Annotated in this window: 1 protein-coding gene; it reads left to right on the top strand. The window is 74.0% G+C overall.

The window, feature by feature from the left end:
* Window positions 1–16 precede the first annotated feature (16 nt).
* The coding region (locus ACIQV3_RS40495; protein ID WP_403722394.1) for an ALF repeat-containing protein at window positions 17–2,181 on the top strand (2,165 nt) is incomplete at its 3' end.

Raw genomic sequence — 2,181 nt, 5'->3', positions numbered from 1 at the left:
CTTCCGAAGGAATGTTGTGGACACCACCTATTGGAGTAGGCGGCGCGTTCTTGCCGCCGTCGCGGCCACCACGGCCGCCGTCACCACGTCCAGCCTCGTGCTCAACCCCACGGTCGCGTGGGCAGATACACCCCCGGCGGGTGAGGATCCCGGCGATCCGTTCCTGCTGCCGGACACCGAGCGGGCGAAGGTGGTCAGGGCATGGCTGGTGGGCGGCAAGGCCGTTCGCGCCGCCGCTGCCGCCGCTCTGACCGGCTCCGACGCCGACGTGCAGACCTTCTTGACCGTGAAGCTCGCCCAGGAGACGGCGCAGGACGAGCGCTCCGCGCTCCTTGCCGGCCTCGCGGTTGGTGGCAAGGGAACCAGGCGTGAGGCCACCACCGCCCTCAACGGCGGCGCCGCCGGCGTCTCCGCGTTCCTCTCGGGGGGCTTCAAGGCGGCCATTCTGGAGGACCTTCGGGTCGCCACCACCACGGTGATGGCCTCGGGCGGCAAGGGCGTCAACCGGGCCGGGAACACGGCGCTGACCACCGGCACCCCGGAGGCGCTCGAAGCGTTCCTCATGGACGGTCAGTTCAACGCCCAGTTCGAGGACATGCGCGTCGAAGCATCCAAGATGTTGGTGAGCGCGGGTCCGGAGGTGCAGAAGTACGCTGACCGGGCTCTGTCGGGCACCGAGAACGACATCGAGTGGTTCCTGGAGACGGGTCAGCACATAGCCCGTGCCCGCGACCAGGAGCGCTCGAAGATCGAGGAGCTCGTCGCGGTCGTCGAACGCGAGGGCAAGCGCGCCGACGCCAAGACGAAGCAGGCGGAGGAGGCCTCCGCCCGCGCCGTCGCGGCGGCCGAGAAGGCCAAGCAGGCCGCGGAGACCGCGGCCGCGGAAGCCCAGGCCGCCCAGAACGACGTCGCGAAGGCCGGCAAGGCCGCCGGCAAGGCCGCCGAGGCCGCCAAGGGTGCGGCCGACGCCGCACGCGTGGCCACCAACGCCTCCCACGCCGCGATCCTCGCCTCCCGCCGCGCCGCCTACGCCGCCGCGGCGGCCAGTCAGGCCGCGGCCACCGCCGGCTCCGCGGCCGCGATGGCCTACCGCGCCGCCATCTCCGCCTCCAAGGACGCCTCCCAGGCCTCCGCGGCCAAGAACGCCGCCGTCGCCGCCCGCAACGCCGCGGCCAGGGCCCGCAGCGCGGCCCAGGCCGCCGACTTCGCCGCCACCGCCTCGGCCCAGTCCGCCGCCGCCGGCGCCTCCGCCGCCGGCGCCGCGCGCGCCGCCGCCTCCGCGGCCAGCTCCTCCGCGGCCGCCGCCAACGCGGCCGGCGCGGCCCAGGCCGAGGCCGCCGAAGCCCGCCGCCAGGCGCAGATCGCCACCAACAACGCCAACATCGCCACCAACGCGGCCGGCACCGCCCAGACGCTGGCGAACGCCTCGGCGACGGCGGCCCGTACCGCCCGGGACGCCGCCAACAGCGCCGCCGCCCACGCCGACAAGGCCGCGACCGCGGCCGAGTGGGCGGTCCAGTACGCGGGCCAGTCGGTGGACCACGCCAACAAGTCCACCGAGTTCGCCAACGAGGCCAGCAAGGCCGCGAAGGCGGCCACCGACGCGGTCACCGCAGCGATCGCGGTGGAGAAGGCCGCGCGCGAGGCCGAGTGGCAGCGCCTCGACCAGGACACGCAGCGCGCGGTCGAGGACATGCGCCAGATCAGCCAGGCCGAGGCCCGTGAGCGGGCACTGATCGAGCTGAAGAAGACCCAGGCCGAGCAGACCACCCAAGCGACGAAGGACCTGGTCACCCAGGCCGAATCGGCCTTGCGGTCGGGCGACACCGCCGCCGCCGCCGCGCTGGGCCGCAAGGCGGCCCTCGCCCACATGGACGCCAGGGGTTCCTGGTCCCAGGAGGCCGCCCGGTTCGCACTGTCCGGCGCGGACGCCGACATCCACACCTGGATCGACACCGACCGGCAGATCGCACAGCGCCAGGACGACCGGGAGACCACCCTCTTCCTCGCCCGGATCGCCCCTCCGAAGGTCGCCTTCGCCGCGACCGCCGCGCTCAACAGCTCCGACCCAGAGGCCGCGGCCACCTTCCTCAACGGCGGTGCGATCCAGGCCGCGATGACGGACAACCGCGTCGCGCTCTCCACCCTCCTTGCCGAGAACCCCGGCCGGGCGGTGAAGGA

Source organism: Streptomyces sp. NPDC099050 (genome assembly GCF_044759865.1).
In the GTDB taxonomy this organism is placed as follows: Bacteria; Actinomycetota; Actinomycetes; order Streptomycetales; family Streptomycetaceae; genus Streptomyces.
The sequence above is the reverse complement of the archived record's forward strand: the minus strand, read 5'-3'. Positions and strand labels throughout refer to the sequence as shown.